This is a genomic window from Psychrobacillus sp. 05T411, assembly GCF_056396485.1.
In genome coordinates this window covers 12,249-38,401 of the sequence record NZ_JBFTLO010000014.1, presented here as the reverse complement: position 1 = coordinate 38,401, position 26,153 = coordinate 12,249, and the positions used below count along the sequence as shown (strand labels likewise).

Below are 26,153 nucleotides of genomic sequence, written 5' to 3'. Positions count from 1 at the left end.
TTTCCCTTTTAACAATGATAAAAGCCCCTAGAAAAATTCTAGGAGCCTCCGATTTTATATCTTTATTGTAGTGTTTCTATAAATGACCTCATTAACTGATCGCCTTGTACTGTACCTATCGATTCCGGATGAAATTGAAGCCCGTATAAGGGGAAGTCTCGATGCTTAATCGCCATAATTTCATTGTCATCTCCAGCTCTTGCAAGCACTTCTAATTCATCATTCAATGTGTGTTCATCAATGACAAGCGAATGGTAACGCATGACGGAAATTGGTTCAGTGAAAGCGGCAAAAATGGATGACTGTGTATGTTCGACTTCCGAAATCTTCCCGTGCATGATCGTTTTTGCTTGTATAATATCAGCTCCAAACGCAGCGCCGATCGATTGGTGACCGAGACAAATTCCGAGTATTGGATACTTTTGATACAACTTCTGAATAACATCGATTGAAATTCCAGCTTCAGATGGAGTACCAGGGCCCGGAGAAATAATAATCGCTTCCGGATTTAACCGCTCAATTTCCTCCATTGTTATCGCATCATTTCGCACAACTTGCACATCTTTCCCAAGAATGCTTACTTGTTGATACAAATTATAGGTAAAGGAATCATAATTATCGATCAATAAAATCATCGTTGCACCTCCAAAAGTGCTTTCGCTTTATTGAGCGTTTCCTCGAATTCACTCGTCGGAACAGAATCATGAACGATACCGGCACCGGCTTGAACATATGCTTTATTATCCTTTACAACCATCGTACGTATAGCTAGTGCCAAATCCATATTACCAGTGACGGAAATATAACCGACCGCCCCAGCATACACTCCGCGTTTCGTCGTTTCCAGCCCATTAATGATTTGCATCGCACGAATTTTCGGTGCGCCTGATACAGTTCCAGCAGGTAAACAAGCGGTTAAAACGTCCAGTATATGCAAATCTTCCTTAAGTCGGCCGGTCACTTCCGAGACAATATGCATGACATATTTATAGTATTCAATCGTCATATACTTTTCGATTTGCACGGAACCAATTTGGGAGATTCTTCCCATATCATTACGTCCTAGGTCCACAAGCATTCGATGCTCGGCAATTTCTTTTTCATCATTTAGTAAATCTTTTGCAATTTGCATATCCTCTTCTACGGTTTTCCCTCGTGGCTTTGTTCCAGCAATTGGATTCGTTGTGACAATTCCATTATTTACTTTCACTAAGCTTTCCGGGGAAGTCCCGAGTATTGTATAGCTACCAAAGTCCATATAAAACATATAGGGAGAAGGATTTGCTGTACGAAGTTGTCGATATAGCGAAAAAGGATTCCCTGCAAAAGGAGAGGTAAATCGCTGCGATAAAACAACTTGAAAAATATCGCCTTTGACAATATGTTCTTTTGCTTTTTCTACCATCTCAATGAAAGCAGATTCTTCTATCATGGATTGAAAAGCTAGTTTTGTTTCTGTATCTTCTTGAAGCTTTGTATTCTGTAGTAAATCAGTATATATTGTTTCAATTGCATCTGTCATTTCTTGTTGGGTGCGTCCATTTTGGAATAAATCAATTGCAGCAATGGTCACGGTTTGTTTTAGATGGTCAAAAATAATAAAGGTGTCATAAAACATTAGATGAAGATCGGGCATTTCTAATTCATCTGGCAATAGCTCCCCGATTTTCTCATGGTAAAATGCCGTTTCATATCCAAAATAACCAATAGCTCCGCCGAAAAATGAAAAGGGGTATTCTACAGTATGAATAGGTATCAATTTTTTCAGCTTTTCTATAACAGACGTCGACCCTTTCTCCATTTCCCCGTGGCTATACGATAATGTAAAACTAGATTGGTCCCCGATTAGTTCAGCAATCGGATTTAGTGCGATAAAAGAATAGCGTCCGCTTTCTTCATGTTTTGCGGATGATTCAAATAGCATTTTCTTATTTCCATTTAAAGAATGATAAATGGAAATAGGTGTCATCATGTCTCCTTGGATCTCTTTCATCTCATAACTTCTCGTCTCAACTGTCATTGCTCATCTCTCCTTTTCTCTGCTCGACTAAACACAAAAAGGCCCTCCATCTAAAAAGGACGGAGAGCCGTGGTGCCACCTTTATTGATTACTTTTGTAATCCTCTTAATCACAACCAAACAGTTGTGCATCTTATAACGTAGACATACGCCAAAACCTACTATTACTTTCAGCCTTGGAGCTCAGAAGCCCATTCACTCTATGTCCGCTACTGACTCGCACCAACCGTCAGCTCTCTAAAGCATTCCACAAAGCTACTATTCTTCTTCATTGCTTGTTAAAGACCATTGTAATATAAAGATTTCAAAAATTCAATTTCAATTTAGTTTGTTTCAAATTAGTTTTATTGCAACAATAAATATATAACTAAAATAAATAAAAATTTATTGTAAAACGATAAATAATATGTTAAATTAAAATGGACAATAAATAAGTGAGGTGCTTTTTATGAAACAAGGATCGACGCTCTTTCTAAAGATAGTTGTGATTCTTATTGGAATGCCAATTTTTGCATTGGGCATATTCGGCGCGTATTGGTTACCTAGTAATCCAGTAAATCCAGATTATGCTTATATACTATATCCCATATTAATAGGTTTGTATGTATCAGTAATACCGTTTTTTGCTGCATTGTATCAGACTTTTAAGCTTTTAAGTTATATTGATAAGAACCAAGCATTTTCTGAGCTGTCTGTTAAAGCTCTCAAGAAAATCAAATTCTGTGCATTGACGATTAGTGGTTTGTATGTGGTCATTCTCCCATTTGTGTTTCTCGTAGCAGAGCTAGATGATGCACCGGGTCTCGTCATAGTCGGAATGGTTCCTGTTTTTGCTTCAATGGTAATAGCGGTGTTTGCTGCAGTTCTACAAAAGCTTTTAAAAGAGGCGATTGATATAAAATCGGAAAATGACTTAATAGTCTGAGGTGAAAAATATGGCAATAATAATCAATATTGATGTGATGTTGGCTAAAAGGAAAATGAGTGTTACAGAACTTTCTGAGAGAGTTGGAATCACAATGGCAAATCTTTCGATACTGAAAAATGGAAAGGCAAAAGCCATTAGATTATCCACATTAGAAGCAATATGTAAGTCATTAGATTGCCAACCGGGGGATATTCTAGAATATAAAGGTGACAAAGAAGATTAAGAAAGATAGAGTAGGGGGAGATCAATCGCAAGTAAGGGAAAAGGACAGGAGTAACAATGATGGATAAGGAACAAAAAACGGTTTATGTTTTATTGACCGATACAGGTACATTATTAAATAAAACAATCAAAAATTTTACAAATGCACCTTACAATCATGTTTCCATCGTTTTTGACGAAAAACTTGATGAAATCTATAGTTTTGGAAGAAAATACCCAAAAAATCCGCTGATTGCTGGTTTTATAAAAGAGGATATTTATTTTGGTACTTACCGATATTTTGATAACACAAGATGTGTGTTATCAAAAATTGATGTTTCACCAAAAGAGTATAATCGTATCCGAGATGTTATCCAAAGCTTTAATAATAATAAAGAGATATATTCGTATAACTTCCTGGGTCTGGTTGGTGTTGCTATCCGACGTCCAATTAACCAAAGGAATAAATACTTTTGCTCTCAATTTATTGCAGAGGTTTTTGAAAAAAGTGGCCTGGATTTATGGAATCTTCCACCTACGCTTGTCACGCCCCATGACTTTTTAATGCATCCGCATTTCGAATTAATTYACGAAGGAAGATTGTATGATTATCCATTGTTGGATCATGTTATGCTGTCCTTGCCAGAGACCGATTTTAAATATGCGTTCATGCAACCCATTGAGCTTATAAAAAAGAAACTACCACTACAATAATTCTTAGGATATTTGTTATAAAAAATAAAAAGGACCTTAAATGGTCCTTTTTATTTTTCATTACAATATTAATAATATGGCTTCATACAAGTATATATCTGATATCTAGTTCTCCAAAATAATTACCCGATAAAACGAGCTGCACTCATGCCAGCAATTTTCCCAGTTACAAGGGCAGATGTAATATTATAACCACCTGTGTACCCATGAATATCCAAAATTTCACCGCAGAAATAGAGTCCGGCTTTTTTCTTCGATGCCATTGTTTTTGGTTCAATTTCTTTAATGGATACACCTCCACCAGTTACAAATGCTTTGTCCAAAGGTTGTGTGCCATAAACATTTACTGTAAATTGTTTCAACTGATGTGCAAGTTCTCTTATTTTATCGTGGGCTAAATTTTGACCATCTTCACTTTCCAGGATACTTGCACGTTGAAGCAAGAATAAAAGCCATCTTTCCGGCACGATTCCTTTCCAAACGTTTTTCACCGCTTTTTTTGGATCTTCTTTGATTGCAGAAAGGAGGATTTGAAAAGTTTGCTCTTCGTTTTGATCAGGTAAACTATCGATACGGACCTGAACAGGCAGTCCACCGTTTTTCTTCTGCTCTTTCACTACAAATTGACTACAGCGCAAAATGGCTGGACCACTTAAACCGAAATGGGTAAAAAGCATGTCCATTTGATGTGTAATAATTGGTTTTCCATTTTTTTTGAGTACGGAAACTGCAACATCTCGTAATGCAAGTCCTTGAAGTTCTTTTGATTTGATAAAAGGCTCGCTTGATAATAAAGGAACTTCCGTTGGGTAAAGATCCGTAACCGTGTGTCCCGCTTTTTCTGCCCAAGGATACCCGTCTCCTGTAGAACCTGTTTGCGGAACAGCTTTTCCTCCAACAGCCACGACAATGCTACCTGCAATAATTTCTTCCCCGTCTGCTAGGCGAACGCCAATTATCTTTTCATCATTCATTAACAGTTTAGCAACGGGTGCATTTAATTTAATTTCGACATTTAATCTTTTTAACTCATCCAGTAATGCATTTACAACATCCATCGCCTTGTTTGAGACAGGGAACATTCTTCCGTGATCTTCTTCTTTTAAAGGGACACCTAGATTTTCGAAAAACGCAATAATATCCTCGTTGTTAAACACAGAGAAGGGACTGAACAAAAAACGTCCGTTTCCAGGAATGTTTTGGACGATTTCTTCTTGAGGAAGTCTATTGGTTACGTTACAACGTCCACCACCAGATATAGCGAGTTTTTTTCCAAGCTTCGAACCTTTTTCAATAAGTAATACTTTTTTCTTTTCTGCTCCAGCAGCAGCTGCGGCCATTAATCCAGATGGACCCCCGCCAATTACAATAACGTCATACATAAATAGTTCACACTTTCACTTTTTTCTTTATTATACACGATTGTGGTTTTCATGAGACAGATGTAAACTGTAATGTAGGCATTTTAACTTCATTCAGCAAATATTTTACTGCTGAATGAAATTAAAGCCTCCGGCGGATGCTGTAGATTTTTAGAGGGATTTCTCAAGCGAGCTAGAGAAAAATCTTGGCGCAGTAAATACGCCGAGGCGAATTTGATATGATTGGGCGGGTTTTATGGCTTCGAATTTATTAAAAGGGACAATGATTTTGACTGTTGGTCTCTTATTATCAAGGATTTTAGGTGTACTTTATATTATTCCTTTTTATCAACTAGTTGGGGAGGAGTATATCGGCCTCTATCAATATGCGTATGTTCCATATTCGATCGTGCTTGCTATTGCTGTTTCAGGTATTCCGATAGCAGTTTCAAAGTTTGTTTCCAAGCACAACACATTAGGTGATTATGCAACTGGGAGAAAACTAGTAAAATCCAGCATGTTACTGATGGTAATAACAGGTTTGTTAGGGTTTCTCGTCTTATATTTATTAGCTGAACCTATTGCACACTTAGTTATTAAAGATAAGGATACATTGATAACTGTACAGGATGTTGCGATTGTTATAAAGTATGTTAGTTTTGCAGTGATCGTTGTACCAGTGATGAGTTTAATAAGAGGGTTTTTCCAGGGATATCAACATATGACCCCTACTGCTATATCACAATTGATAGAACAAATAGTCCGTATACTTTTTGTATTAACAGGGGCATTTTTGGTTATGAAAGTCTTTAATGGTACGGAAAAAACAGCGGTATCATTCGCGGTTTTTGCTGCATTTCTAGGAGCAATAGCAAGTTTATTCGTATTATATTGGTACTGGAAAAAATTAAAACCAGAATTTAATGATTTACTGGAAAGCAGCGGTAATACAACTTCTAATGTTTCTTTGAAAAATATTTATAAAGAAATATTGGTTTATACAGTTCCGTTTGCATTAGTTGGCGTTATAAATCCTTTATTCCAATTTGTTGATATGATTACATTTAATCGTGCTATGACGATGATAGGCTTTAGTGGAAAAGAATCAGGTATTTTTCTCGGGATGTTAAATTTAACGACACACAAACTTGTAATGATTCCGGTTATGCTTGCAACTGGTTTTTCTATGGCATTAATACCGTATATAACTAGCTATTACGCAAAACAAGATTTTGCTCAAGTAAGAAAATCTTTGGATCAAACGTTCCAAATATTATTATTTTTAACCGTGCCTGCTGCAATGGGCATTTCCGTTTTAGCAAATGAATTTTATCTTGTCTTTTACGAGCAAAGCGAAACAGGGTCAATGGTTCTTGCACATTATGCTCCAGTAGCAATTTTGTTTGCACTATATCCCGTGACAACAGCGATTTTACAAGGAATAGATCGACAAAAACTTATTATCTTAAATTTGTTACTCGGTATTTTAACGAAACTCGTATTAAATACACCATTGATAAAGGCATTTGAGACAGATGGGGCTATTTTGGCGACTTCTGCAGGATATATTGTAGCTATAGGATTAAATATGTTTGCTATTCGAAAAACATTGCATTACAAATCGACGATGGTTTTTAGAAGAATTCTATTAATCGTGATGGTAAATGTAGCTATGTTAATACTTGTATTCCTTTCTAAATGGGGCATCGAGAAAATGTTCGTGATTGACCATAAGTTGGAAGCCTTAGTAGTTATCGGCGTTTGTGCTGCTATTGGAGCAGCTTTTTACGGGTACGTCACATTGCGACTTGGTCTTGCGCAAAAGCTTTTTGGAGAAAGACTGACAAAGTATACGAAAAAAATTGGTTTTTAGGAGAACAATATGCGATTAGATAAATTTCTAGCTCATACGGGATTTGGGACAAGAAGAGAAGTAAAAATGTTAATCAAATCAAAGGCAATTCAAGTAAATGAAGTCACTGTTAAAGACAGTTCCATACATGTGAATGAGCATGAGGACCGAGTATCTGTTTACGGAGAAGTTATTCAATATAAACAATTCATCTATTTAATGTTAAATAAACCAGCAGGTGTAGTTTCTGCAACGGAAGATACAAGAGATAAAACCGTCATCGATTTATTGAATGATGATGTAAGGCATTTCGATCCTTATCCAGTCGGGCGGCTGGATAAGGATACGGTGGGCTTACTATTACTTACAAACGATGGCGCTTTAACACATCGATTATTATCGCCAAACAAAGATGTACCAAAAGTATATTTTGCCAAAATAGAAGGGATTGTAAATGAGTCAGATGTAGAGACTTTCAAAAATGGTATTACCTTAGATGATGGCTATCATACAAAACCCGGAATACTGCATATTATGAAAAGTGGATCCATTTCTGAAATTGAATTGACAATTACGGAAGGGAAATTTCATCAAGTGAAAAGAATGTTTGAAGGGGTAGGAAAAAAGGTAGTCTACTTAAAAAGACTTTCAATGGGGACGCTTAAGTTAGATTCTTCACTTGCTGAAGGTACTTACAGAGAATTGACAGCGGAAGAATTGGAGCAGCTATAGCAAAAGAATGACCTTGCTTAAATTTTGAGCATGGTCATTCTTTTCATATTGTTCGTATCTAAGATGTCATTTTAACGCGTTTGTTCGTCGTGGTCCATTTGCCTCTTGTTGGACTAATAACTAAGTCATTAAAAGCAAGCACATTTAAATCTCGTTGAATAGTACGAGGAGTGATGCCAAATTCATCGACCAAGTCTTGTGTAGTAACAGTTCCGTTGTCTCGGATGAACATGTACATGTCTTTAATTCGATTGAGCATCCGATCAGTAGTAGGTTTCATAATTCAACCACTCCTTCATCATCATATCTCTTGGCTAGACTAGCGGACGACATGGGTGAAAAGCAACTAAATAATTGCAATTTACAGCCCCTTTACTATATTGGTAGTCAATTGTATTATCTGACAATTTAATTATAGTAGATTTTCTCCCAAATTTCTATTAAAATCAATTAATTTACAAATGTTTTACATAAAAATCTGAATGTACAGGCATTTTTCATGTGAAAATTTTTTTCAAAGACGTTCGATCAAAATAAGTGTAAAATAGCTATATATATGAATAGTGAAGGAGATTATGTAATGAACTGGTTAAAACTTGCAGAAGATAAGAAACAAGCTATAATTTCGGAATTACAAAAGTTAATTCAAATTCCTAGCGTCCTACAAAAAGACCTAGCAACAGAAGAAATGCCTTTCGGTCCAAAACCTTTAGAAGCATTACAATATATGCTAGAAGAAGGAGAAAAAGAAGGATTTACAACAAAAAATATAGATAATATGGCTGGTCATATTGAAATGGGTGATGGAGAAGAAATTCTCGGAATTCTTTGTCATGTAGATGTCGTGCCGGAAGGATCGGGCTGGACATATCCTCCTTTTGAAGGTGTTGTGGCAGAGAGCAGAGTGTACGGTCGGGGAGCAATTGACGATAAAGGACCAACAATTGCTGCGTGGATGGCGATGAAATTAGTAAAGGCTTCTGGAATTGAACTTTCCAAAAAAGTGCGCATGATCATTGGAACGGACGAAGAAAGTGGCTTCCGTTGCGTGGACCGTTATTTTCAAAAAGAACAAATGCCGACAATTGGGTTTGCACCAGATGCAGATTTCCCCATCATTAATGCTGAAAAAGGAATTGCCAGTTTAATATTTACACAAACAGGCTCACCAGAAACAGAAACAATCCAGTTTTTCCAAGCTGGAAAGCGAACAAATATGGTGCCAGATGAAGCATTTGCATTTGTTTTCGGAGGGCTTATCACGATTAAAGAAAAATTCGATGCTTTTGCTAGTAGTCATGGAATAACAGGTGAAGTTGCTCCGCAAGGACCTATGGTAAAAGTGTTAGTTCACGGAAAATCTGCACATGCTATGGAGCCGGATGAAGGGGTAAATGCAGCAATTTTCCTTGCGAAATTTTTGCAAACGATTCATTTAACTGCCCATTCCAAAGCTTTTGTAGATTTTTTAGTGGAAGGCTTTGGAGAAGATAGTAGAGGTCATAAACTAGGGTTAAACTTTACGGATGAAGTTTCGGGCGACACTACGCTGAATCCTGGAGTTATTCATTACGCACCAGAACAAGGATCTTGCACGCAAGTAAGTATGCGCTACTCTGTTTCCTACCCTTTTGAAGAAAAGCTTGCTGTCTGTCGGGAAGTGCTTAAGGAAATGGGTATTACATTGGACTTGGGTTCTAATTCTGCTCCTCACTATGTCGACGAAAAGGATGAGCTCATTCAAACATTGCAAAAAGTGTATGAAAGAAACACTGGGGAAGAAGCAAAACTTCTATCCATTGGTGGTGGGACATATGCGCGCGTACTCGATAAAGGGGTTGCATTCGGTATGCTTTTCCCGGGTAGAAAAGATGTTGCACACCAAGTAGATGAATACGTGGATATCGAAGATTTAGTAAAGGCAACTGCCATTTATGCAGATGCAATTGTAGAACTAGCAGGTAAAACTTCAGAAGCAGGTGGACAATAATGGCTAAAATATTATGGAATAGTGAAATCGTAAATGAAGAAGAAGTGCAAATTGGGTATGAAGATCGTGGCTATCAATTCGGTGATGGCATTTATGAAGTGATCAAAATTTATAATGGCAACGTATTTACTGCTACAGAACATATAGACCGTTTATATGCCAGCGCAGATAAAATCCAGTTAGTCATACCGTATACAAAAGACCTTATGCATAAAATGATGCACGATTTAATCGAGACAAATGAAGTAGAAAATGGTCAAATTTACTTACAAGTTACTCGTGGTACGAGCCCAAGACAACATAATTTCCCGACCCCTGCAGTAGAATCTGTCCTAACAGCCTATACAAAAGAAACATCTCGACCATTAACACAATTGGAAAACGGAGTAAAAGCTTGTTTTGTAGAAGATATCCGCTGGCTTCGTTGTGATATTAAGTCCTTAAACTTACTTGGTAACGTTCTTGCAAAACAAGAGGCAATTAGTAAAGACTGCTATGAAGCAATCCAGCATCGCGGCGAAATTATTACAGAAGGTTCATCTTCGAATGTATATGGTATTAAAGATGGCGTGCTATATACACATCCTGTAAGTAACTTAATATTGAATGGAATTACAAGAAAAGTAATTTTAGATTGCTGCCATGAAATCGGATTAAAAGTAGTTGAAGAGGCTTTTACAAAAGAACAGGCACTAGCAATGGACGAAATGATTATGTCATCTACAAATGTAGAAGTAATGCCGATCATTTCCATAGACGGTCAACTAATTGGAAGTGGTAGACGTGGGAAATGGACAGAAAACTTGCAACAAGCATTTGAACAAAAAATCCCAACGTCTATTGGTGTATGAAACAACATTATTTTATCGGTATAAAAGTTCCAATGCCTATCGCAAAGGCTATTGTAAAAGAGCGTGAAAATACAAATGTGCATGAAACACATAAAATATTGCCAGTTGCTGACGACTTGCATATCACGCTCTTTTACTTAGGGCATGTGGAACAGGCTACTTTAGCAACTATTGTGCAACATTTACGAGACATTCAGTGGGAAGCGTTCGAACTAAGGACAAGTGGCTTATCCCATTTTGGAAATGAGCAAACACCCAGAGTTATCTACACAGCGGTAGAAAAAAGTAATCCTTTACATGACTTGCAACATGAGATTACMGAGCAATTATCTAAAGTAATGGATATAACTAACACAAAAGATTTCCACCCTCATATTACGATTGCTAAAAAGTGGGCAGCAACCAATGAATTGCATGCAAAAGATTTTMATTTACAAAAGATGAGTTTTGATGTCTCTCATTTTTCTGTTTTTCAAATAAATAATAATCGTTCCCCCCATTATGAGGGGATTGAATATATACAAAGTAGGAGGGTGTAGCATGGCACAACTAGTGAAACTACAAGATTATGTTTCACGTTATGAAAAAGACTTGAAAAGATACCCAACTCAATTTATTCGTTTGAAAAAACAACAATGGGAACGCACGAAAGAAGAGTTTGAAAAAGGGACTCTCCACAATACTTGGGAGGAAACAGAAGAGGTAATAATAGAAGAACCAGAAAAAAAATCTATTTTTTCTAAACTGTTTCATCGAAAAAAAGATGAAAACCCAGATGAGGTAACGTGGGAAACAAACGAAATAGACGATATAGATACTATTTCGGAGGAACCCACTCCTCTTTTCTTCGAACCTAAAATAGTGTATGAACCACAAACAAAAGAAGATTTAAAGAGAATGTATTTAGATCAGCTTTTCCATTTTCAATTAAAATGGGCAAGTTCCACTTTGCGCGAAAAATCGTATGTGGATCCCAAATTTATGCGTGATACGTTGTTGAGAACATTTATGCAAAGTTTACCGGATAATTATTTTTTATTTTATTATCCGATATTAAAGTTAAAAAAGGCGCCGATTGAGTTAGATATAATGCTTGTTTTACCAACTGAAATCGTCTGTATCGTCATGTTAGAAGCAGAAAATTTAGATGCATTTATCGGTAGTAGCGATCGTTTTTGGCTAAGAAAAAGTGGAAAAGAAGAGAAAAAAGTATTAAGTCCTATGATTAATATTAATCGGATGGAATCTATCTTATTGCAAGTTTTTAAAAAAGAAGAAATAGAATTGCCTATTCGAAAGGTAATCCTTTCAAGGAATGGGTACATCGACTATCCTGGTTCTGCTTATAATGTCCAGTTTATCGATAGCAGGACGTATGCCGATTGGTTTTCATCATTAAAAAGCTCTCCGTCTCCTATGAAACATATGCAATTTAAAGCTGCACAGGCAGTTTTAGATTTAGTGCAAACTACTTCCTATTCGAGGTCTTCTTGGGATTTAGATAGCGAGGAGAAAGATGAATAAGGTAGTTTTTATCGTAAATGAGCATGCAGGTAATGGACGGGGGAAAAAGGTTTGGAAGAAATGGAAAGAAACCATTACTTTTCCCTATACGTTTATGATAACGGAACGAATTGGGCACGCGATAGAGATTGCAAGAAATTATGCAATCTCAACGGATGACGACTTGTTAATCGTCGCTGTTGGAGGCGATGGTACGGTTCACGAAATAATTGTAGGTGTTACCGGATATAATCATGTTCGTGTTGGTGTTATTTCTGCTGGTAGCGGAAATGATTTCGGCCGAACATTTTCTGTTTTTCAAACGAATGAGCAATTAGACAGTTATGTACATAGCACTTATGCATCTGTAAAAATGGATTTAGCTTTGTTAGATACTGGTCAACATCAGTATAAGGTTGTCAATAATGCGGGTTTTGGATTTGACGCGAAAGTAGCTTATTCCGTCAATCATTCTAAGTGGAAAAAGCGATTAAATACATTTGGTCTAGGAAAGTTAACATACATTTTGTACCTGATCAAAGAATTATTTACTTTTCAGCGATTTTCTTTCACTTTACATAAAGAGGAGGAAGTGGTAACGTATGACGATGTTTGGTTCTTCGTTGTGTGTAATCAGCCTTACTTTGGTGGGGGCATGAAAATATCCCCTTCTTCCAAACCAGATGATCAACTTATTGAAATGACAGTAGTACACCATTTAGCTCGTTGGAAATTATTATTTATATTTGGTACAGTGTTTTTTGGAAAACATACAAAGTATAAAGAGGTCGTACAATTTCAAGATAAAAACTATATAATAACGATGCATGATGAAGTTTACGGACATGTAGACGGGGAATTTTCTTGTATAACAGATGAAAATCACGCGTATTCATTTTCCGTCATACCAAAAACTTGGAACTTAGCAAAACACATAGAAAAAGGAGTTTAACGTAATGAGGTTAAGACATAAACCATGGGCAGAGGAATTTATAAATAGCCACCCTGAAATCGTCATTCCAAATCCGGAAGCACTGAAAGGGAATTGGGAGTGCGAGTTTAAAAATAATCATCCTCTTCATATTGAAGTAGGTACAGGCAAAGGTCAGTTTATAACGGGAATGGCAAAACAAAATCCGGATATTAACTATATTGGAATAGAGCTATATGATAGCGTAATTGTTTCTGCAGTTGAAAATGCAATTGCTGCAGGTTCTCCACCAAATTTACGCCTATTAAAAGTAGATGGTGCAGATTTGGCAAAGTATTTTGAGAAAAACGATGTAGACCGCGTTTATTTGAATTTCTCTGATCCATGGCCAAAAATTAGACATGCAAAAAGACGTTTAACCCATGAAGGGTTTTTGAAACTATATGAATCTATTTTAATAGACAATGCAGAAATCCATTTCAAAACGGATAACCGCGGATTGTTTGAATATTCTTTAATTAGTATGTCCACTTATGGTATGTTAATAAAAGATGTTTCGCTCGATTTACACGTAAATATGCCCGAAGATAATATTATGACAGAGTATGAAGAGAAWTTTTCAGCAAAAGGACAGCCAATTTATCGAGTAGAAGCAAAATTCGTATAAAAGGGGACTGGGAGAATGGATACGTTTCAATTTCACGACATGTCATTAACTTGGCTAAAAGGTGGGACCACACATATGGACGGGGGTGCTATGTTTGGGGTTGTACCAAAACCTTTATGGGAAAAGAAATATCCAGTTAATGAAAAAAATCAAATCGAATTGCCATCAGATCCACTGTTCATCCAATATAAAGGACAAAATATTTTACTAGAAGCGGGCCTTGGTGACGGTAAGTTTACAGAGAAGCAACTACGAAACTATGGGATATCTGATCAATCTCAAGTGGAAGATAATTTAGCACAACTCGGTGTTCACCCAGAAGAAATCGATATAGTGATCATGACACATTTACATTTTGATCACGCTTGCGGTTTAACAAAATGGGTAGATGGTAAGCTAATATCCAGTTTTCCAAATGCTAAAATTTATGTATCGGACGTCGAATGGAATGAAATGAAAAATCCAAATATGCGTTCACAAAATACATATTGGAAAGAAAATTGGGAGCCAATTGTAGAGCAAGTAGCGACATTCTCCGGTTCCATAGAAGTGGTGGATGGGATTGAAATGATTCACACAGGTGGTCATAGCGATGGACATAGTATTGTTTTGTTTAAGCAAAACGACGAGACGATTATTCATATGGCGGATATAATGCCGACTAATGCACATCAAAATCCATTATGGGTGTTAGCGTACGACGACTACCCAATGACTTCTGTTTATGCGAAAGAGAAGTGGGTAAACGAAGCCTTACAATCTAATTATTGGTTCAGTTTTTACCATGATGCTTTTTATCGTTTAGTGAAGTGGTCTGAAGATGGAAGAGAAATAGTAGATAAAGTAGATAGAACACAATTTTCCCTTAGTGATACGAAATAGAGTTGTGACGCTTTTTAGGGATAATGCGTCTTAGAGATTCAATAGAGTTACCACTGGGATTTCCACTTCTGGGCGGAAAGCGTCCAACTGCAGCGAAAATCACAGCGGACAATAAGACGCATTATCCCTGTAATATGTCGAATTATATGCCTTCTTATTACAAGAAGACTTGCCATTTAATGGATCCATTGCGAGTGCGTTTGAAGCTTTATTCCTTGTGTAAAAACCTATTTAAAAAGACGAAAACAGCCAAATTCTATCTTTGGCTGCTTTCGTCTTTTCTACATTCTTACTAAATCCACTACCGTACCTGTTTTTGCATCTGCTGCGAATTCGAATTGTTCTAGCTCCCCATTTTTCATTCGGGAAATGCCACCTTTATATACATTTGTATGAATGGCTTCTTTAGTAAATGGTTCTGGATTCATCAAAATCCATGACCCATCAATTGGTCCCTCTTCTTTAAACGCCGTTTTTATATCTCTTAGAACTAGCTCAGCAGATCGATTCAAATTCACTTTGTTAGCTGCTTGACTTGCGATAACGCCAATTGCAATTCCAGTTCCTAGACCTAACATATAATCTTTTAATTTCATCGTTATCCTCCTTAGTCTTTTTTTCAGTGTATCATACATCCCGTTTCGTTTAAATTTTTCGATATACGAAGTTTAATTGTAGTAAAGTAATGCTTCTTTTATTACAATGGAAGTGGAATCTTTTTTAAAATAAGTTTTTACATAGCTTTAGGAGGCTTTTTTATATGAATGAAGAAACGCGCTCACTATTTAAAACGTTAACAGAGCTACCAGGAGCACCTGGTAATGAACATGCAGTTCGTGCATTTATGCGGAGCGAACTATCAAAATATTCGGATGAAATTGTGCAAGATAATTTAGGTGGTATTTTCGGTTTAAAAAAAGGGGATGCCAATGGACCGAAAATATTAGTTGCTGGTCATATGGACGAAGTTGGTTTCATGGTATCTGGTATTACGGACAACGGAATGATTCGTTTTCAACCACTAGGAGGCTGGTGGAATCAAGTTCTACTTGCACAGCGTGTAGATGTCGTAACGAAGGAAAAAACTATTCCTGGTGTGATCGGTTCTATTCCTCCTCATCTACTTAGTGATGAGATGCGCAATAAACCGATGGATATTAAAAATATGCTGATCGATGTTGGAGCGGACGATAAAGAAGATGTAGCTCGCATGGGGATTAAGCCAGGAGATCAAATTGTTCCTGTTTGTCCATTCACACCAATGGCTAATGATAAAAAGATTATGGCAAAAGCTTGGGATAACCGTTATGGCTGTGGACTTTCAATCGAACTGTTAAAAGAAGTACAAAACGAGCAATTACCAAATATGCTCTACTCAGGTGCAAATGTAATGGAAGAAGTTGGTTTGCGCGGTGCACAGGCTTCAGCGAATATGATTCAGCCAGACTTATTCTTCGCATTAGATGCAAGCCCTGCGAATGATGCGTCTGGCAATAAAAATGAATTCGGTCAACTCGGAAAAGGAACACTTCTACGTATTTTCGACCGTACAATGGTGACGCACCGTGGCATGAGAGAATTCGTATTGGATACAGCAGAAACACATAAAATACCATACCAATACTTCATCTCTCAAGGCGGAACGGATGCAGGTCGGGTACACACATCCAATGAAGGAATTCCAAGCGCTGTAATTGGTATATGCTCACGTTATATTCATACTTCATCATCGATTATCCATACAGATGATTATGCAGCAGCAAAAGAATTACTCGTAAAACTAGTAAAAGCATGTGACCGTACAACATTAGAAACGATCAAAGCAAACGTATAAAAAAGGTGCCCTCGAGGCATCTTTTTTTCGGAAATGGAGAATAAATGGATGAAAATAATCATAGGAACTACTAATAAAGCAAAAACAAAAGCGGTTGAAACAATCTCACTTATGTATTATCCAGATGTTAGTTTCGTAAACAAGGAAGTGGATTCTTTCGTATCTGCACAGCCAATGAGCAATGAAGAAACGAGACAAGGGGCGATTAATCGAGCAAAACAGCTAATAGGGCAGCCTGACACTTTATTTGGTATTGGATTAGAAGGAGGCGTACAAGAAGTAGACGGTGACTTGTACTTATGTAATTGGGGAGCGCTTGTGGCAAATAATGGAGACATATTTACCGCAACAGGAGCAGGTATACCTTTACCGAACGAGATTGCAGAACAGTTACGATCTGGAGCGGAACTTGGTCCAGTAATGGACGTCTATACAAATAGGAAAGGGATTCGTCACGAAGAAGGAGCCATTGGAGTATTTACGGACGGGCTTATTACAAGAAGTATGATGTTCGAGCATATTATGTATCTTCTGATTGGACAATATGAACTTTCCAAGAAGTTGTTGTAGTTGCATGTGATGCAAATCATCGTTAAAATATATAGCAGTTATGCTTTGAATGGGGGAAAGTGAATGACTCGAAATTGGATGCGAGTGTTTTTCGCGTCACTAGCTGTCATTTTATTAGTTGGATGCTCTTCCATAGAAGAAGAAGTGGAAGATGGAATAGAAAATGCAAAGTTAGTTTTTCAAGGTGATGCCGAAAAACCGAATGAACAAGTGAATAATATGAAATTATTTATCCCTAGTGGTTTTTCCATAGAAGGGGAGCCTGATGAAACCAATATAATTCTTTCAAAAGGAAATGATTCTTATATACTATTTCTTAACCCGAACGAATTGCCAGGTAGTCGGCTATATTATGATTTAATGATGGCTGATACTAATTTAAATATAGTGGAAGAAAAGACTTTTGAACAAAATGGTCGATTTGGATTTGTAGCAATACTTGAAAATAGTGAAGAAAAATATGAACTAATTACTAGTATTGGTGGCATAAAGCTCACAACGATTTCTAACCAACAAAATATTGCAGGAAATTTGGATAAAATGATGACAATTGTGAGATCTATCAAGACAAATTAAAGGAGGATTCACATGCAAAATTTAACTTCAATAGAACAATTCGAACAGTTAAAACAAGAGGAAAAGGTTGTTTTCAAATTTACAGCGGATTGGTGTCCGGATTGCCATTTCATTGATCCATTTATGGAAGAAGTAGAGACCAAGTTTTCAAACTTTACATTTGTGTCTGTCGATCGAGATGAATTCATCGATTTATGTGGGCAATTAGATGTATTTGGCATTCCAAGTTTTATCGTTTTCGAAAACGGTGTGGAAAAGGGCAGATTCGTAAGTAAAGACCGAAAATCAAAAGATGAAATCGAATCATTTCTCCAATCGATGTAAAACATCCAAACGGTTCACTAATAGTGGGCCGTTTCACTATTTTTAAGCCAAGCCGGGATTGAATTGAAAGGAAAGATTTAATATGAAAGCACTAGAACTTATTAGACTTTTAAAAACAAAATTATCGGAAGAAATATATACCTATGATTATAATCGGGAAACGAATAAGCTTCGTTTAAACCATAAGGATATCGGAAAAGGAATTGATATTTCCATACCGCCTATTTTAGCCAAATACGAAACGAAGAAAGAACAAGCAATCGAAGAAGTGGTCTATACGATTCATCAAACATTTCAAGCGATGGAAAAGGAAATGGCGGGGGAAATTGATCCGACATCTTCCGTTTATCCAGTCATTCGTTCTACTTCATTCCCTTTAAAATCAAATGAGGGCAATAAATTTATCACAAAAGACCATACAGCAGAAACACGTATTTACTATGCAGTAGACTTGGGAAGCACTTATCGTCTACTCGACGAAAAAATGCTTGCTGCCTGGAATATACGAGAAACAGAAGTTCGTGAAAGAGCATTATTCCAAGTTAGAAACTTAGAATCAAATTACAAAAAAGATGTCGTTGCGGACAATACGTTTTATTTCTTCAATAATAACGACGGGTATGATGCGAGTCGTATGTTAAATGAATCGCTACTTCGTGACATGAAAAAAATAGTTGTTGGAGATATGACTGTTTCTGTACCCCATCAAGATGTTATGATAATTGGTGATATAAGAAATGAAACTGGATACGATGTTCTGGCTCAAATGACCATGCACTTCTTTACGGTTGGAACTGTACCAATTACTTCATTATCTTTTATATATGAAAATGGCGATTTAGAGCCGATCTTTATCATGGCAAAAAATCGAGTAACGAAGGAGAACGAAGACAAATGAATATTTTTTACAATGAAATTGGCGTAGGGGATGTACTTTTAGTACAACTAACACCTGAAAAAGTAGAAAAAGTAGTGACGGAAACAAAAGGTGAAGTAACGTTTGTAAAAGACGAGCAATCTAATAAAGTATTAGCTATCAATATTTTTAACTTTAGCAAATATGAAAAAATCGAAACAAAAGGCAATGTTGAGCTTACAGAAGCGTTCGTTGAAAAAGTACAACAAGCTTTAAATACAAATGGTGCAGACTTCCAATTAGAAGTGGATTTATCACCTAAATTTGTTGTTGGATACGTAGAATCATTAGAGCAACATCCAAATGCGGATAAATTAAAAGTTTGCCAAGTAATAGTTGGTGAATCGACTTTACAAATCGTATGTGGTGCTCCTAATGTGGATGCAGGTCAAAAAGTAGTAGTCGCAAAAGTTGGAGCAGTTATGCCTTCTGGTATGGTTATTAAAGACGCAGAACTTCGCGGCATTGCATCTAGTGGAATGCTATGCTCTGCAAAAGAATTAGCATTACCAAACGCTCCAGAAGCAAAAGGTATATTAGTTCTAGACGAAAATGCCGAAATAGGAACAGCCTTTGTATCCTAAGACATGTCTCTCCCTATCAGTAATTAGCTAATTTATATCAAAATACGAAAAAGYATGCCAATTAGGTATGCTTTTTTATTATATAAGGGGACTTATACCATTTTTATTGGTAAAATAAAAGGTATCTATTAGAAAGAGTGATGAAATTGAATTGGTTTAAAAAACTATTTGGATTAAATGAAGAAGAATATAGAGAAGACATCGAAGTAGAAGAGAAAACTGTTTCAACTACACGATCAAGGACACCATTTCGCTTTCCATTAATATCAGRTGAAGAAAAACAGGTAACGATGCACGAGCAACCAAGTGAAGATAAAATCATACAGGAGCCTTATATAGAAAAACCATTAGCAGACGAGCCATTATACAGGCCACTGTATACGCAAGATAAGTGGCAACAACGAAAGCAACCAACTATCATTCATCGATCAGAAAAAACAACTGTGGATGATACAGACACGCCTACAATCGTTAGAAAAAAGAGAGCATTTACACCAACGGAAGTACCTTCACCTGTATATGGTTTTTCAAAGGGTAGAGAAAGTTCAAATACGATAGAAAAACCAGGAGCGGACAATGCACCAATACGTACCATTCAAGAAACATGGCAACAGCGTAAAATACAGAAAGTAGAGCAACAAATAGATAAAAATACAACAAATGATATTATAACAACGCCTAGTAAAAAAAGAGCCTTTACGCCAACCGAAGTACCATCACCAGTTTATGGTTTTTCGAAAAATAGAGAAACGCAACTACCTATTGTAGACAAGATAGAACAAGAAACGAAAATAGAAGAACCTATCGTAGAGGAAGCGGTAGTTACTGCCACTTCAGAACTAATAGCAACAGAAGTGGTTCCATTAGTCTTGACCGAGACAGAAGAAGATGTACCTGTACAAGAACTAGTACAGGAAGAAAAGCTAGAAGTACAGGAAGAAAAGCCAGAAGTACAGGAAGAAAAGCTAGAAGTACAGGAAGAAAAGCTAGAAGAGCAGGAAGAAAAGCTAGAAGTGCAAGAAGAAAAGCTAGAAGTGCAAGAAGAAAAGTTAGAAGAGCAGGAAGAAAAGCTAGAAGTACAGGAAGAAAAGCTAGAAGAGCAGGAAGAAAAGCTAGAAGTGCAAGAAGAAAAATCAGAAGTACGAAAAGAAAATATTCGCCCATTTAATGTACTAATGTTGAAATCAGATAAACAAAATATAGAAAAGACAAATTTAACAAAGCAAGAGAAAATAGAAGAGCCAATCAAAGTAGAAGCTCCAATTGCTATAACTCCAACTGATGCTATTGCAGCAACACTCGTGGAGGAAACAGCACCTGTATTGGAACAAGCAGAAGAAAAGCAAGAAGTACAAAAAGAAAATATTCGTCCTTTTAATGTACTAATGCTGAAATCAGATAAGCAAAAGTTGAATAAACTAAATATAAATAATATACATGAACCAGTAATTCAAAAGCCTGAAGAACAAATCGAAGCAACTCAAGTAATACAAAACGAAATAGAAGAACAAGTGGAACAGGATTTTGTTCCATCGACTTATACAAGACCATCATTCAGTTACTTACTCCCTCCAGAAATGAAGGATGATGACAAAGAATGGATGGAAGAACAGGCATATACATTAGTAGAGGCATTATCCCATTTTCAAGTAACAGGTGAAATTGTTCAAATGGTTCAAGGACCAGCTGTCACACAATTTGAACTGACGGTAGGTCACGGCACGAAAGTAAGTAAAATCCGTAATTTAGCAGATGATTTAAAATTAGCGCTTGCTGCAAAAGATATTCGTATTCAAGCACCAATTCCAGGGAAAAGATCGATTGGTATTGAAATTCCTAATCGAACATCTAGAGCGGTTCGAATATCGGAAGTGCTTAATACAGACGTTTTTGTGCAGTCAGAATCACCACTCGAAGCAGCACTCGGGCTAGATCTTACTGGGAAACCTGTGACACTAGATTTACGAAAGATGCCTCATGGTTTAATTGCAGGAGCAACAGGATCTGGGAAATCCGTATTTATTAATTCATTATTAGTGAGTTTGTTGTATAAAGCGACTCCTGAAGAAGTAAAATTACTACTAATTGATCCTAAAATGGTTGAGCTTGCTCCTTTTAATCATATTCCGCATTTAGTAAGTCCTGTAATTACAGATGTTAAAGCTGCAACTGCTGCGCTCAAATGGGCAGTTGAAGAGATGGAGCGTCGCTATCAATTATTTGCGCATATTGGGGTACGTGACATTAGTAGGTACAACACACTTGCGACCGAGAAGCGACAATTTGCGCAAAAACTTCCGTACCTTGTGATTGTTATTGATGAGCTTGCGGATTTAATGATGATGGCTCCTGCTGAAGTGGAAGATGCTATATGTCGAATCGCTCAAAAAGCGAGAGCATGTGGTATTCATTTAGTTTTAGCTACGCAACGCCCGTCTGTAGATGTTATTACAGGGCTTATTAAAGCTAATATTCCTACGCGTATCGCATTTTCTGTTTCTTCTCAAATCGATTCACGTACAATTTTAGATCAACAAGGAGCAGAACGATTACTTGGAAAAGGAGATATGCTATATCAAGGCAATGGCATGTCTAGTCCTGTGCGCATTCAAGGAACTTATGTAACAGACGATGAAATTGAAGCGGTTATCGAGTATGCCAGAAGTCAAGGGACTCCAGACTATATATTCGAACAAGAGGAATTGCTGCAACGTGCAGAAACTTCTGAGCAAGATGAATTATTTGAAGAAGCATGTCGGTTTATTGTAGATCAAGGATCCGCCTCGACTTCATTATTACAGCGCAAATTCCACATTGGTTATAATCGGGCTGCCAGACTAATCGATGCTATGTATGAGAATGGTTATATAACAGAACAAAAAGGTAGTAAAGCAAGGGATGTATTACTTACTAACGATAGCTTGGAACAAATATTTAGTTAATTTTATTTATTAAAAGTATGGATGAATAAATGATATAATGGAGAGTACGTCTAAGTAGATAGCAAAAAACATAGATTGAATAATGTATTTAAGCGGGGATAGCCCCAGGAGGTTTACAACGTATGACAAAGTATCATTTTACAGGTATCAAAGGGTCAGGAATGAGCCCTTTGGCACAAATATTACATGATGTAGGAAATGAAGTACAAGGTTCTGATATTGAAAAGTATTTCTTTACAGAAAAACCTTTACATGAAAGAAATATAAAAGTGTTGTTATTTGATGAGGAAAATATTGAAGAAGGCATGACAATAATTGCGGGAAATGCTTTTCCTGATAGTCACCCTGAACTTGTCAGAGCAAAGGAATTGGGATTAGAAGTTATCCGTTATCACAATTTTCTAGGTGATTATATGAGTCAATTTACTTCTGTTGCAGTAACTGGAGCACATGGTAAAACTTCTACTACCGGTTTGCTTTCCCATGTATTGAGCGGTTATTCGCCAACTTCTTTTCTAATCGGTGATGGCACTGGAAAAGGGGAAGAGGATGCATCTAATTTTGTATTTGAAGCTTGCGAATATCGTAGACATTTTCTAGCGTACAGTCCGGATTATGCAATCATGACAAATATTGATTTTGATCATCCGGATTATTTCCAAGATATTGAGGACGTATTCCATGCATTTCAAACGATGGCGATGCAGGTGAAAAAAGGGATTATTGCTTGTGGGGACGATGTCTATCTACAAAAGATTAAAGCGCCTGTTCCAGTTGTCTACTACGGTTTTGGGGAGCATAATGATTTCGCAGCCCGGAATCTAGAGAAAACAACGGAAGGTACTTCTTTTGATGTGTTTGTACGAAATGAGTTTTATGAGCGTTTTACTATTCCATTGTTCGGCGATCATGCCGTATTAAATTCACTTGCTGTGATCTCTTTATGCCATTATGAAGAAGTTCCGGCGGATATTATCCAAAAAGGTTTAGAAACGTTTGGGGGCGTGAAAAGACGCTTTACAGAGACCGTTATCGGAGACCGTATTATTATTGATGACTATGCGCATCATCCAACAGAAATAAAAGCAACCATTCAATCGGCAAAGCAAAAATATCCAAATCGAAAAATTGTGGCTATATTTCAACCACATACTTTTACAAGAACGAAAACATTTTTGCATGAATTTAGTGAAAGTTTAAGTTTGGCAGACGAAGTCTATTTATGTGATATTTTTGGTTCAGCAAGAGAAAATGCTGGGGAATTATCCGTTCAAACACTTGCTGATTTAATCGAAAACAGCCATATTTTAGAGGAAAACACAGTAGATCAATTGCTTTCCTACGAAGAAGCGCTTTATTTATTCATGGGAGCTGGAGATGTCCAAAAATATCAACAAGCTTTTGAAGATAAACTAAATAGTTAAAAAAAATGCTTAATCCTTCTGTGATTAAGCATTTTTTTTAAAGGATATTTGAAGGAAACGTAGTATAGTAATAGAGAAAGAAGTTTAATTTTATTCTTTTAGGGTAAAAATGTTATAGGACAATGAAGAAAAGGGGAGAATACAAAATGGAAAATCTTTTATACATAGCTGCTATTATAGCTGCAATCGCATTTTTAGTACTTTGTATAAGTCTTGCCGTAACATTGTTTTCAGTTAAAAAGACTTTAAACCATGTTGCAGGCACATTGGAAGGGCTTGATACAAATCTACAAAATGTTACAAAAGAAACAGCGGAACTTCTTCATAAAACAAATGAACTGGCAGAAGATATACAAGAAAAATCGGAAAAACTAAATACTGTTGTCGATGCTGTAAAAAATGTAGGTACTTCTGTCAGTGGCTTTAATCATTCGATACAGCGCCTAACATCTTCCGTAACTACAGAGGTGGAAAAAAATGAAGAAAAAATAGCACAAGTTGTCCAATGGAGCAATGTAGTGTTAGGAATCCGAGATAAATGGAAAGAGCGAAAAGCAATAGAAGAAGCAGGCTATTACGCATACGAACAAAATAAAAAAACAAACCTATAATTGGAGGAATTTAAATGAGCAATTACGAACCAAAAAAGCCAAATTATAATGAAGCAACATATAATCATGAATATTATGCAAACCAAACATCGTATGATAGACAAGCTGCTCCAAGTTATCCACCTGTTCCTTATTATAACGAACCGAGAGATAGTGTTTACCGTGAGGAAGAAGTAAGCGGAAAAGATTTTATCCTTGGGGTATTCATCGGCGGCATTATTGGTGCAGCGACTGCATTATTACTAGCTCCAAAAACAGGCTCAGAGCTTCGAGGAAATCTTTCTACACAAGCAGGCCAATTAAAAGATAAAACAATCGATTTTTCTTCGACTGCCAAGGAAAAAACGACACAAATTTCAAAGCAGTTACAAGAGCAATCTGGTCAATTAGTAGATAAAGTGAAGTCAATTAAGGGACAACCAACTTCTCCTTTAGATGATGGCACTGCTTCATATGAAGGCGAAGAGTCAATGGATTATATGGAAACTATTTCACATACAACAGAAGAAGTTGCAGCAGAGCAAGAAGAAGATACTACAGCGATTGCAGAAGCGATTAAAGAAGCGGTAGTAGATGCTAATAACCCCAATAAATAAGAAAACACGAAACGGTATTTTGCCGTTTCGTGTTTTTTTATTGCTTGGGAACTCCAAAAGTTTAGTGGTATGGATAACTTTCTTCAAGCAACTTAAGGTATGGCGATTTTTATCTTGTACGTGATATAGGGATACTGCGTCATAAGGTATCCGCTGTGATTTTCGCTGCAGGACAGACGCTTTCCACGGGGGGGAGCGATGAGCGTTCACCGCCGCTTGCGCGTACGTTGTGAAGTCTCATCTTACTCAGCAGAGGAACAAAGGCTAAGAACGCCACATCGTGTGGCAACGCCTTCGTGACCAACGTCCTGTTGGCCTCCACTGGAGTCGCCGCCCTGCAGCGAAAATCAATGGAAATTGCTAAATTATTGAGATCCCATATTAACAATAAATGGTTGAACCAGACAATAACCACTGCGAACGCGACAATAAGATAGCTGAACACGACAAACTACTCAAGTAGATGCCGGCCAGGCGTGTTCGACGGGATTTAAGACATATAATTCCTATAATAGGTCGGAATTATAGTTGTCTCACATCAAGTAAAGAGCCTTTTTGAGAATTGGTTGCTTTCACGAGTAATTTGGTTGCTCTCATGCTGATTTAGTTGATTTCGTAGTAGAACTGGTTGCTCCCAGTCATCGGTTGGTTGCCCTAAGCCATTTACTGGATGCATGCAATGGAAAAACTGGTTAAAATTTCGTTTTTTCAACTGGTCTGCACTGATAAGTATGCAGATTCTATTAATTTCCACTTCATCCGGTGGAAGTCGTCCTCCCGGCAGTGAAATTCCTAGCGGTTAATAAGATACGCTATCCCAATAACACGTCTCAATCCTAGTACACTTGCTATTTTGAGAATTGGTTGCTTTCAAAGTTAATTTGGTTGCTCTCATGCTGATTTAGTTGCTTTCGTAGTAGAACTGGTTGCTCCCAGTCATCGGTTGGTTGCCCTAAGCCACTTATTGGATGAATCCAATGGAAAAACTGGTTGTAATTTTGTTTTTTAAAGGGATGGTATGGATAATTGGGCAATTTCCATTGATTTTCGCTGCAGCCGTCGACTCCTGCCGGATGAGTGGGCTAATGAGACGTCCCAACGTACGCCAAAGGGCGGCGGGGATGGCTCATCGCTCACCCGGCGGA

At 37.1% G+C, this 26,153-nt stretch carries 27 protein-coding genes and 1 other annotated feature; of the genes, 22 read left to right on the top strand and 5 right to left on the bottom strand.

Translation table 11 applies throughout. The annotated features are described in order from the left end of the window. Positions 1-62 precede the first annotated feature (62 nt). On the bottom strand, positions 63-635 hold the full coding sequence (locus AC1DFT_RS12730) for an anthranilate synthase component II (protein ID WP_478159129.1): 573 nt from the start codon (positions 633-635) through the stop codon (positions 63-65). After that, a complete protein-coding gene (trpE, locus tag AC1DFT_RS12725; RefSeq protein ID WP_478159128.1) occupies positions 632-2,020 on the bottom strand; it encodes an anthranilate synthase component I in 1,389 nt (462 codons plus the stop codon). Before trpE ends, AC1DFT_RS12730 begins: the two co-directional genes overlap by 4 nt. A gap of 52 nt (positions 2,021-2,072) precedes the next feature. Beyond that, positions 2,073-2,300, bottom strand: a binding site (T-box leader). A gap of 167 nt (positions 2,301-2,467) precedes the next feature. Between trpE and AC1DFT_RS12720 the strand changes: the two genes are divergently transcribed. The 3 genes from AC1DFT_RS12720 to AC1DFT_RS12710 are packed head-to-tail and all read left to right on the top strand — an operon-like array spanning position 2,468 to position 3,862. Beyond that, positions 2,468-2,944: a DUF2975 domain-containing protein gene (locus AC1DFT_RS12720; protein ID WP_478159127.1), complete on the top strand. Its 477-nt coding sequence runs from the start codon at positions 2,468-2,470 to the stop codon at positions 2,942-2,944. Between the two features lie 10 nt (positions 2,945-2,954). Further along, positions 2,955-3,170 carry a helix-turn-helix domain-containing protein gene (locus AC1DFT_RS12715; RefSeq protein WP_478159126.1) on the top strand — a complete coding sequence of 72 codons (216 nt, stop codon included), beginning with the start codon at positions 2,955-2,957 and terminating at the stop codon, positions 3,168-3,170. Positions 3,171-3,229: 59 nt separating this feature from the next. Then, a complete protein-coding gene (locus AC1DFT_RS12710) occupies positions 3,230-3,862 on the top strand; it encodes a hypothetical protein (RefSeq protein ID WP_478159125.1) in 633 nt (210 codons plus the stop codon). Positions 3,863-3,984: 122 nt separating this feature from the next. Here AC1DFT_RS12710 and AC1DFT_RS12705 read toward each other — a convergent pair whose 3' ends face one another. Continuing rightward, positions 3,985-5,244, bottom strand: a complete 1,260-nt coding sequence (locus tag AC1DFT_RS12705; protein ID WP_478159124.1) for a BaiN/RdsA family NAD(P)/FAD-dependent oxidoreductase — start codon at positions 5,242-5,244, stop codon at positions 3,985-3,987. A gap of 235 nt (positions 5,245-5,479) precedes the next feature. Between AC1DFT_RS12705 and AC1DFT_RS12700 the strand changes: the two genes are divergently transcribed. Together AC1DFT_RS12700 and AC1DFT_RS12695 are read left to right on the top strand one after the other, a co-directional pair. Continuing rightward, positions 5,480-7,096, top strand: coding sequence for a putative polysaccharide biosynthesis protein (locus AC1DFT_RS12700; protein ID WP_478159123.1), 1,617 nt, complete (start codon positions 5,480-5,482; stop codon positions 7,094-7,096). Positions 7,097-7,105: 9 nt separating this feature from the next. Further along, on the top strand, positions 7,106-7,807 hold the full coding sequence (locus AC1DFT_RS12695) for a pseudouridine synthase (RefSeq protein ID WP_478159122.1): 702 nt from the start codon (positions 7,106-7,108) through the stop codon (positions 7,805-7,807). A 58-nt stretch (positions 7,808-7,865) separates the two neighbouring features. Here AC1DFT_RS12695 and AC1DFT_RS12690 read toward each other — a convergent pair whose 3' ends face one another. Continuing rightward, a complete protein-coding gene (locus AC1DFT_RS12690; RefSeq protein ID WP_313891525.1) occupies positions 7,866-8,087 on the bottom strand; it encodes a DeoR family transcriptional regulator in 222 nt (73 codons plus the stop codon). Positions 8,088-8,387: 300 nt separating this feature from the next. Between AC1DFT_RS12690 and pepV the strand changes: the two genes are divergently transcribed. From pepV to AC1DFT_RS12655, 7 genes are read left to right on the top strand one after another with little or no spacing between them, the layout of a single operon-like run. After that, entirely contained in the window at positions 8,388-9,797 is a 1,410-nt protein-coding gene (gene pepV / locus AC1DFT_RS12685) for a dipeptidase PepV (RefSeq protein WP_478159121.1), read from the top strand. Continuing rightward, entirely contained in the window at positions 9,797-10,648 is an 852-nt protein-coding gene (gene dat / locus AC1DFT_RS12680) for a D-amino-acid transaminase (RefSeq protein ID WP_478159120.1), read from the top strand. Before pepV ends, dat begins: the two co-directional genes overlap by 1 nt. Continuing rightward, on the top strand, positions 10,645-11,187 hold the full coding sequence (gene thpR / locus AC1DFT_RS12675; RefSeq protein ID WP_478159119.1) for an RNA 2',3'-cyclic phosphodiesterase: 543 nt from the start codon (positions 10,645-10,647) through the stop codon (positions 11,185-11,187). The genes dat and thpR overlap by 4 nt, the downstream gene beginning before the upstream one ends. Position 11,188: 1 nt before the next feature. Beyond that, positions 11,189-12,172 (top strand): nuclease-related domain-containing protein, encoded by a 984-nt coding sequence (locus tag AC1DFT_RS12670; protein WP_478159118.1) that lies wholly within the window; start codon positions 11,189-11,191, stop codon positions 12,170-12,172. Beyond that, positions 12,165-13,103 (top strand): diacylglycerol/lipid kinase family protein, encoded by a 939-nt coding sequence (locus AC1DFT_RS12665; RefSeq protein WP_478159117.1) that lies wholly within the window; start codon positions 12,165-12,167, stop codon positions 13,101-13,103. The genes AC1DFT_RS12670 and AC1DFT_RS12665 overlap by 8 nt, the downstream gene beginning before the upstream one ends. A gap of 4 nt (positions 13,104-13,107) precedes the next feature. Beyond that, a complete protein-coding gene (gene trmB, locus AC1DFT_RS12660; protein WP_478159116.1) occupies positions 13,108-13,749 on the top strand; it encodes a tRNA (guanosine(46)-N7)-methyltransferase TrmB in 642 nt (213 codons plus the stop codon). Between the two features lie 15 nt (positions 13,750-13,764). Beyond that, positions 13,765-14,631, top strand: coding sequence for a YtnP family quorum-quenching lactonase (locus AC1DFT_RS12655; RefSeq protein WP_478159115.1), 867 nt, complete (start codon positions 13,765-13,767; stop codon positions 14,629-14,631). Between the two features lie 281 nt (positions 14,632-14,912). On the opposite strand, the gene AC1DFT_RS12650 is transcribed toward AC1DFT_RS12655, so the two are convergent. Next, complete coding sequence (locus AC1DFT_RS12650) at positions 14,913-15,227, bottom strand: hypothetical protein (protein WP_478159114.1); 315 nt, start codon at positions 15,225-15,227, stop codon at positions 14,913-14,915. A gap of 164 nt (positions 15,228-15,391) precedes the next feature. Here AC1DFT_RS12650 and AC1DFT_RS12645 point away from each other — a divergent pair, with 164 nt between their 5' ends. From AC1DFT_RS12645 to AC1DFT_RS12600, 10 genes are all read left to right on the top strand, one after another. Further along, positions 15,392-16,465 (top strand): M42 family metallopeptidase, encoded by a 1,074-nt coding sequence (locus tag AC1DFT_RS12645; protein ID WP_478159113.1) that lies wholly within the window; start codon positions 15,392-15,394, stop codon positions 16,463-16,465. Positions 16,466-16,513: 48 nt separating this feature from the next. After that, a complete protein-coding gene (locus AC1DFT_RS12640) occupies positions 16,514-17,035 on the top strand; it encodes a DUF84 family protein (RefSeq protein WP_478159112.1) in 522 nt (173 codons plus the stop codon). A 63-nt stretch (positions 17,036-17,098) separates the two neighbouring features. After that, complete coding sequence (locus tag AC1DFT_RS12635; RefSeq protein ID WP_478159111.1) at positions 17,099-17,611, top strand: hypothetical protein; 513 nt, start codon at positions 17,099-17,101, stop codon at positions 17,609-17,611. Positions 17,612-17,623: 12 nt separating this feature from the next. Further along, a complete protein-coding gene (locus tag AC1DFT_RS12630; protein WP_478159110.1) occupies positions 17,624-17,935 on the top strand; it encodes a thioredoxin family protein in 312 nt (103 codons plus the stop codon). 82 nt (positions 17,936-18,017) lie between these two features. Beyond that, the gene (locus AC1DFT_RS12625) at positions 18,018-18,833 is read left to right on the top strand and encodes a DUF1444 family protein (RefSeq protein WP_478159109.1); all 816 of its coding nucleotides are present in this window, start codon (positions 18,018-18,020) and stop codon (positions 18,831-18,833) included. Beyond that, entirely contained in the window at positions 18,830-19,435 is a 606-nt protein-coding gene (gene ytpR / locus AC1DFT_RS12620) for a YtpR family tRNA-binding protein (protein ID WP_478159108.1), read from the top strand. Before AC1DFT_RS12625 ends, ytpR begins: the two co-directional genes overlap by 4 nt. Before the next feature lie 146 nt (positions 19,436-19,581). Continuing rightward, on the top strand, positions 19,582-22,377 hold the full coding sequence (locus AC1DFT_RS12615; RefSeq protein WP_478159107.1) for a DNA translocase FtsK: 2,796 nt from the start codon (positions 19,582-19,584) through the stop codon (positions 22,375-22,377). Between the two features lie 122 nt (positions 22,378-22,499). Continuing rightward, positions 22,500-23,801 (top strand): UDP-N-acetylmuramate--L-alanine ligase, encoded by a 1,302-nt coding sequence (gene murC, locus AC1DFT_RS12610; RefSeq protein ID WP_478159106.1) that lies wholly within the window; start codon positions 22,500-22,502, stop codon positions 23,799-23,801. A gap of 146 nt (positions 23,802-23,947) precedes the next feature. After that, positions 23,948-24,412 (top strand): DUF948 domain-containing protein, encoded by a 465-nt coding sequence (locus AC1DFT_RS12605; protein ID WP_478159105.1) that lies wholly within the window; start codon positions 23,948-23,950, stop codon positions 24,410-24,412. A gap of 14 nt (positions 24,413-24,426) precedes the next feature. Then, positions 24,427-25,008 carry a YtxH domain-containing protein gene (locus AC1DFT_RS12600; protein WP_478159104.1) on the top strand — a complete coding sequence of 194 codons (582 nt, stop codon included), beginning with the start codon at positions 24,427-24,429 and terminating at the stop codon, positions 25,006-25,008. Positions 25,009-26,153: the final 1,145 nt, after the last annotated feature.